7 protein-coding genes and 1 other annotated feature are annotated in these 7346 nt (G+C 29.6%); of the genes, 3 read left to right on the top strand and 4 right to left on the bottom strand.

Going from position 1 to position 7346, the window contains the following annotated elements:
- Nucleotides 1-179: 179 nt before the first annotated feature.
- Nucleotides 180-998 carry a YihY/virulence factor BrkB family protein gene (locus N4A55_RS01575; protein WP_293753653.1) on the bottom strand — a complete coding sequence of 273 codons (819 nt, stop codon included), beginning with the start codon at nt 996-998 and terminating at the stop codon, nt 180-182.
- Between the two features lie 235 nt (nt 999-1233).
- Here N4A55_RS01575 and cysK point away from each other — a divergent pair, with 235 nt between their 5' ends.
- The 3 genes from cysK (at nt 1234) to N4A55_RS01560 (ending at nt 5150) form a co-directional block, all read left to right on the top strand.
- A complete protein-coding gene (cysK, locus tag N4A55_RS01570) occupies nt 1234-2151 on the top strand; it encodes a cysteine synthase A (protein ID WP_293753651.1) in 918 nt (305 codons plus the stop codon).
- 136 nt (nt 2152-2287) lie between these two features.
- Nucleotides 2288-2538, top strand: a binding site (T-box leader).
- Nucleotides 2539-2622: 84 nt separating this feature from the next.
- Entirely contained in the window at nt 2623-4287 is a 1665-nt protein-coding gene (ilvB, locus tag N4A55_RS01565; protein WP_293753650.1) for a biosynthetic-type acetolactate synthase large subunit, read from the top strand.
- A 152-nt stretch (nt 4288-4439) separates the two neighbouring features.
- The gene (locus tag N4A55_RS01560; protein ID WP_293753649.1) at nt 4440-5150 is read left to right on the top strand and encodes a hypothetical protein; all 711 of its coding nucleotides are present in this window, start codon (nt 4440-4442) and stop codon (nt 5148-5150) included.
- A gap of 47 nt (nt 5151-5197) precedes the next feature.
- Here the strand turns inward: N4A55_RS01560 and N4A55_RS01555 are convergent, their stop codons facing one another.
- From N4A55_RS01555 to N4A55_RS01545, 3 genes are read right to left on the bottom strand one after another with little or no spacing between them, the layout of a single operon-like run.
- On the bottom strand, nt 5198-6253 hold the full coding sequence (locus N4A55_RS01555; RefSeq protein ID WP_293753648.1) for a hypothetical protein: 1056 nt from the start codon (nt 6251-6253) through the stop codon (nt 5198-5200).
- Nucleotides 6250-6942, bottom strand: coding sequence for an ABC transporter ATP-binding protein (locus N4A55_RS01550; RefSeq protein WP_293753647.1), 693 nt, complete (start codon nt 6940-6942; stop codon nt 6250-6252). Before N4A55_RS01550 ends, N4A55_RS01555 begins: the two co-directional genes overlap by 4 nt.
- Before the next feature lie 2 nt (nt 6943-6944).
- Nucleotides 6945-7304: a GntR family transcriptional regulator gene (locus N4A55_RS01545; RefSeq protein ID WP_293753646.1), complete on the bottom strand. Its 360-nt coding sequence runs from the start codon at nt 7302-7304 to the stop codon at nt 6945-6947.
- Nucleotides 7305-7346 lie beyond the last annotated feature (42 nt).

Below are 7346 nucleotides of genomic sequence, written 5' to 3'. Positions count from 1 at the left end.
TCTTCATCTTGAGCTATTTTTAAGTGTTCAATGTTATCAGTTAAAGCTTCTTTCAAATAATTTAACTTTTCCTTTACTTTAGGATAAACTTGAAGCTTTGGCTCATTTTCTATTGTATCTATAAGTTTTTTACAGTAATCTCTCTCATTTTCAAGTGTCCTAGAGACTGGTCTCTTTTATTATTTGTCTTTTTCAAAGTAAATGGCGTTAAGTTCACCGCCCACTAATATAATTATACTACATAGGTATAACCATATTAATAATATAATTATACTCGCTAGACTTCCATACATATAAGAGAAGTTGCCTATTTTATCAATATAGAATGAGAAGATAAAAGACATAGCTAACCAACCTATTGTAGATAGTATAGCTCCTGGTACTACTTCTATGAAAGTTATCTTTTTATTTGGTGACGCATTATACAACAATATAAAAAAGAAAAATAGAAGTATCATAGCAAAAAGTATTCTAATGAAGTCAATTATTCCTTCTAACCCTGTGGGAAGATATATATATGAAAATGCTAGGTTAAGTAGCTTATTCCAAAATATAATTAATAAAAAAGTTAGAATCAATACTATTGCAAAAGCAATAGTATATATAAATGACATCAATCTTAAAAAGATATATGAACGAGTTTCCTTTTCTCTATATGCTTTATTAAGACTAGTTATTATCGCCATTATACCTTTTGATGCAGCCCATATAGTTGCAATAAGTGCAATTGACAATAATGTATCGCTTTGATTTTTTTCAATATCTGTAGTAATGAATCCGATAACACCAAAAATCTCATCAGGAAAGATGTCTTTGAATTGATAAAGGACATCCACATCTGATAAGGATGTATAACTAAGTATCTGCATAAGAAATAGTATAAAAGGAAAAATGGACAACAGTATATAAAAAGTGAGTTTTGAAGCCCAAGCTGTAATATCATCTGATTGTATTCTCTTAAATAAATTAACGAATACAGTGGCTTTTTTAAAATTCATATAAGCTCCTCCTATTTAATACTATCTGTGTGGATAATTATAGTAATTTTATTATAAGCAAAAACTTTACGTATAGCAAGTGATAATAAAATAAATTGGTTTAAACATACAAACAAGGGAATATTAATTACATAACTATATTAATTGGTATTGACATATACAGTTCAATTAAGTAAATTAATAATATACACAATACAGATAAGATTATTTGGTATTATACAAGGAGGGTTTAGTTATGGATAAAGTATACAATAATATATTAGAATTAGTAGGCAAAACACCACTAGTGAAAATAAATAAAATAAATGATACACAAGCAAACATATATGGGAAAGTGGAATATTTTAATCCAGGTGGAAGCATAAAAGACAGAATTGGTCTAGCTATGATTGAAGATGGTGAAAAGAATGGGTTGATAACTAAGGATACAGTTATACTAGAGCCTACAAGTGGAAATACTGGAATAGGTATAGCTATGACAGGTGCAGTAAAAGGATATCGTGTTATACTAACTATGCCAGATACAATGAGTAAAGAAAGACAAAATCTATTAAAAGCTTATGGAGCTAAATTGGTTTTGACGCCAGGAACTAAAGGAATGAAAGGAACAATAGATAAAATTGAAGAATTAAAACAAGATTATCCTAATCACTTTGTTCCTGGGCAGTTTAATAACGTATCTAATCCAGAAATCCATAGAAAAACTACGGCTCTTGAGATAATAAATGATATGGATGGTAAGGTTGATATTCTTGTTGCAGGTGTTGGAACAGGAGGAACAATAACTGGTATTGGTGAAATTCTAAAGGATAAGATTGAAGGGGTTAAAATTGTTGCAGTGGAACCAGATAACTCAGCAGTTTTATCAGGTGGAGATCCAGGTTCACATAAATTACAGGGTATAGGAGCAGGATTTGTCCCTAATGTATTGAATAAAGATGTAATAGATGAGATAATAAAAATAAAAGATGAAGATGCTTTTGCTACAATGAGAAGATTAGCCAGAGAAGAAGGTATGCTTGTAGGAATATCATCATCAGCGGCAGTTTTTGCAGCACTAGAGATAGCAAAAAAAGAAGATAACAAAGGTAAAAATATTGTTGTAATATTACCAGACAATGGTGAAAGATATTTATCTATGAACATATTCTAATAGAATATCTCCATTAAGGGAATATCTGATAAAGAAGGTATATTAAAAAGATACCTAAAAGTAAGATTATCATTGACAAACTATAACTAAATTGATATAATGATTAAAATAATTTAACGTAAGAAAGTGATAAAGTATAAAAGCAAAGAAGAGGAAGAGTACTTTATTTTGGAAATATAGAGAGGAGATGTTGGTGGAAATTCTCCATGAAGAAATAATGGAAGGTAGCCTTGGAGCTGTGAACCGAAATCATATGAGAGTAGACTTCAACGGAATCCCACCGTTATTAGGGAGCTGATATCAGATAAATCATTTATCTTGTATTAGACTAAGTGGCATAATATGCAAAATAGGTGGTACCACGGAGATAATACCTTCGTCCTTTTAATACAAGGACGAAGTTTTTTTTATCTTACAGATAAGATTTTTAGCTATAAAAAAACTAAATTATAATAAAAGGAGATGTTACATATGTTATTAACTGGTGCAGATATAGTTGTTGAATGTTTGAAGGAACAAAAAGTAGATACCGTATTTGGGTATCCAGGAGGAAATGTAATTCATATTTACGATTCATTGTATAAGAATAAAAAGTATATTAAGCATATTTTAACTGCTCACGAACAAGGAGCATCACATGCAGCAGATGGTTATGCAAGATCTACAGGTAAAGTAGGGGTTTGTATTGCTACTTCAGGACCAGGGGCAACCAATCTTGTTACAGGTATCGCTACAGCTTACATGGATTCAGTACCAATGGTTATAATAACAGGTAACGTTCCATTATCTTTACTGGGTAAAGACAGTTTTCAAGAAGTAGATATAGCAGGAGTTACAGCTCCTATAACAAAACATAATTATATAGTTAAAGATATAAATAAGCTGGCTGATACCATAAGAGATGCTTTTTATATAGCTAGTGAAGGAAGACAAGGACCAGTACTTATTGATATCCCAAAAGATATCGCCATGACTACTACTGATTATGAATTTGTAGAACCTAAATTACTAGAAAGATGTACTAAAAATATTACTAAGGAAGCTATAGATAACGCATTAAAACTTATAAATAAATCAAAACAACCATTCATATATATTGGTGGTGGTGTAGTGAGATCAGAAGCATCAAAAGAATTGTTAGAGTTCGCAGAAAAAATTGATGCACCAGTAACCTCTAGTCTAATGGGGTTAGGAGGTTTCCCAAGCAGCCATGAATTATTTACTGGAATGATTGGAATGCACGGAACAAAAGCATCCAATAAAGGAATAAATAAGAGTGACTTGATAATTGCCATAGGTGCTAGATTCAGTGATAGGGTTGTAAGTAAAGTTGAGAAATTTGCCCCTAATGCTAAGATTCTTCATATTGATATTGATCCTGCTGAGATTAATAAGAACGTTGTTTCATATCATTATATAGTTGGAGATATTAGAGAAGTATTGAAGCAACTTAATAATAATATTACAAAGCAAGATAGAAAGCAGTGGGTAAACAAGATCAAAGGATACAAAGATAAATATCCATTAAGTTACCCTGATAATGGTCTAAAAGCACAATATATCATAGAAAAACTTAATGATATTACAGATGAAAATACTATAGTAGCAACAGAAGTAGGACAGCATCAAATGTGGACTGCTCAATATTATAATTTCAATAGTCCTAAGGAATTCTTGACTTCTGGAGGACTTGGAACAATGGGATTTGGTCTAGGAGCAGCAATAGGAGCACAAGTTGGTAATCCAACTAAAACAGTAATTAACATTGCTGGTGATGGTTGTTTCAAGATGAATCTTATTGAACTTGCTACAGCAGTTAACTATAATTTACCAATAATTATAATACTTATTAATAATAATTCTCTAGGAATGGTTAGGCAATGGCAGTCATTATTCTTTGATGGAAGATATTCAGAGACTACTCTTAATCATGCTACAAATTTTGTTGGATTAGCTGAAAATTTTGGAATGAGAGGATTAGAAATCTCTAGAAAAGAACAAGTTGAGGATGTATTACAGGAAGCTATTAATTGCAAAAGACCAGTATTAGTTCATTGCAGAATTCATGAAGATGACAAAGTATTTCCAATGGTTGCTCCTGGAGAAGCCATAGATTCATTGATTATGGAAGGTTAAAATATATGATTGTTTAAGTAAAAGGGGCTTGGATAGCTCCTTTTTTGATATAATTTCGTAGTTGTTTCCAACATAATATTGTATGAATTGCATATATATTATATATGGAGGTGATAAACATTAAACTTAAAAAATTATACATGAGTATAGTATTGTTTCTTGCTATTGGAATACTATTGATTAATCATAATGCCACAATTGCAAAGAACAACCCTATTGCTATCGAATCAAAAAGAGAATATATTGATGAGGAAAAAGTAAAGGAGATTGCCATATCTTATTTTCAAAAATACTTTGATATCAAAATAAAAGCTGATGATTACTTTCAGTATAATAGACACATCAATATTGATAATAAACACAATAAAACTGGTAAAGAGTACTGGGAAATTGTATTTAGTACCTTTGATAGATCGAAATTGAGGGATATCAAAACTCAAGAAGAAGCAGACAAAATTAATGAGGAACGCAAAAAATCTGTTACCTATTATGCTAAGATAGAAATCCATGATGAGGAAATGTTAGAGATAGGGATAATTAATAATAATAATAATAAAGGTCTAACCATTGAAGAGTTAAGAGAAATAGAAATCTCAACTGAGGATGCCAAGAAAATCACTCTTGAATTTATAAAAGCAAAAGAATTAATTAAGGAAACAGAGGAATTAGAATTTCTAGGTGAAATAAGAATTGCTCCAGATAGTTGTTATATAGCATATAAATATAAAAAAGACAGAGCTATAATTATTAGAGTAGATTCACTCTCTCAAGAAATATCGTGTTTTAGATTTACAACAAAGGAGCAAGCAGAAAAAGCTATAGAGGTTAATAAAAACAATGATAAAGATGGAGGTATAGGTTAATAATTCATTTAAGTTTCAAGGGAAGATTTAATCTTCCCGATTGTTATTTAATCAACTTTCTTTAATACATAATAATAAGGCTTGTAATGCCTATATTTATAATCTCCAGATTTCCATTGTACAAATAAATATGTGTTACCGTTTATTTCTTGGATAATATATTGGGATTTTGTTTGTTCTAATGGAAATTCTGTAACAAAGCCTTTAGTCCAATTTGACTCTTTTCGCTCTTGAATACTACCATCTTCATTAAAAGTTAAAGAGTCAATATATAATTTTCTCTTAGTATCTTTGGGTGTATATCCTTGATAGTCTTCAACAAAATCAACTGTTTTCCATTTACCTATAACTCGTTCATCATTTGTAAATGGTATATCAATATTCTCAATTATACGATAACTATAATTATGAATTATAATTCCTAAATTAAGTATACTTAAAATTATTAGTACAACTACTATAGTAGATACTGATTTTTTCTTACTGAATTTGTAGCCTAGTGATACTGCTATACCTATAATTCCTAGTATTTCTAACAAGATAATCAGTAAAGTGGAAATAACAATTCTAGTAGTGAATATTTCTAAGGCACCATTAAGTATTAATAATATAATAATACTAGCAGTTACCAATAATCCTGAAATGGTAGCGAATAAAGGTTTTTTGATAATTTGACCTGATATTATGTACAAAGAAGTAAATAATACATAAACTAAGAAAGCAATGTTAATAAAAACAAATCCTCTTAATGTTTTTGTGCTTATTGAAATATCAAATATACTCATTAATATACTCACAAAAATAATACAATACATATAGACTACTAAAGCATTTGCAATTAAAATTTGTAAAATGCTTTTTGGAATGAGCATCATATGTTCTTTGTTTTCAAATATTACATTCTTCGCAAGATGAACAATTTTTTTATCTATAACAAATAAAAAGCCAACAATAATAACTATTTCTTGAAATAGAATCATTTTATTTTGCTGATTTGGATATATTAATGTTCTAGCTAAATATGTACAAACAATAACTCCTATTATGACACATATTATTTTATAGAAATCTCTTTTGAATTCATATTTAATTAAATTTTTCATCTCATCACCTCTTTAAAAGTTTTCTCGATGGATTGACTGTTTTGGAATCGTAGGTCCTCACAATCATGAATACCCAACATTTGTCCGTTTTTTATAAATATAACTTTATCTAATAGTTTCTCTACTTCTTGAATTAAATGAGTAGCAATAATAATAGTAGAATCATCATCAATATTATTAATAATAGTATCTATTACTTGTTCTCTCACGAGCGTATCCATACCGCCTAATGGTTCATCAAATAGATAAAGTTTTGCCTCTCTAGCTATTGAAAGAGATAAACGTAATAGTTGGGTCATACCTTTTGATAAATTCTTTATTTTTTTTGAATAGGATATATCAATATTAATGTCTTGTAATATGCTATCAAATTTATTTTCGTTGAAGTCATCATACATATCTATATAAAAGCTTCTAATATCTTCTACACTCATCCACTTTGGTATAGCATTACTTTCTGTAAGCAGTGATACATAACCTTTAGTTTTTTCATTGGGGGTTTGTCCATTTATCAATACTTCTCCATGGCTATAGGGTATAAGACCAGCTACAGTATTCATGAAAGTTGTTTTACCACTTCCGCTAGGACCCAGTAATCCGACAACTTCACCTTTATCAATATGAAAAGTTATATCATCCAGAGCTTTATGCTTGCCATAGTTTATTGATAGTTTCTTAATATCTAACATACTTAATCTCCTTCCACATAAGAATCAATAATCTCTAAGATTTGTTTTTTACAAAATCCCATATTTTTCATACGATTAGAAAAAGCGACAACAGTTTCTTTTGCTATGTCATTTCTTAGGTTATTAATCATATCTTCATCATCAGTTACGTAAGAACCCATACCCCTCTTGGATATAATTAATCCTTCGCTTTCCAATTCTCTATAAGCTCTTTGGACAGTGTTAGGGTTTACTTTTAGGTCTTTTGCTAATTCACGTACAGAAGGCATTTTATCACCTTCTTTCAATTCTTTTTTTATTAGTAATTCTTTTAGATAAGATAATATCTGGACATACACAGGGATATTATTATCAAATTCCATAAATGCTTGCCTCCTATTGTATAATGTATTAATACTATAATA

It is taken from the genome of Vallitalea sp. (assembly GCF_025211055.1).
Taxonomy (GTDB): Bacteria; Bacillota; Clostridia; order Lachnospirales; family Vallitaleaceae; genus Vallitalea.
The sequence above is the reverse complement of the archived record's forward strand: the minus strand, read 5'-3'. Positions and strand labels throughout refer to the sequence as shown.

What these genes read in the sequence shown, in the direction of transcription:
- ilvB (WP_293753650.1), top strand. Translation starts at nt 2,623, where the DNA reads ATGTTATTAACTGGTGCAGATATAGTTGTTGAATGTTTGAAGGAACAA.
- N4A55_RS01555 (WP_293753648.1), bottom strand. Translation starts at nt 6,253, where the DNA reads ATGAAAAATTTAATTAAATATGAATTCAAAAGAGATTTCTATAAAATA.
- cysK (WP_293753651.1), top strand. Translation starts at nt 1,234, where the DNA reads ATGGATAAAGTATACAATAATATATTAGAATTAGTAGGCAAAACACCA.
- N4A55_RS01575 (WP_293753653.1), bottom strand. Translation starts at nt 998, where the DNA reads ATGAATTTTAAAAAAGCCACTGTATTCGTTAATTTATTTAAGAGAATA.
- N4A55_RS01545 (WP_293753646.1), bottom strand. Translation starts at nt 7,304, where the DNA reads ATGGAATTTGATAATAATATCCCTGTGTATGTCCAGATATTATCTTAT.
- N4A55_RS01550 (WP_293753647.1), bottom strand. Translation starts at nt 6,942, where the DNA reads ATGTTAGATATTAAGAAACTATCAATAAACTATGGCAAGCATAAAGCT.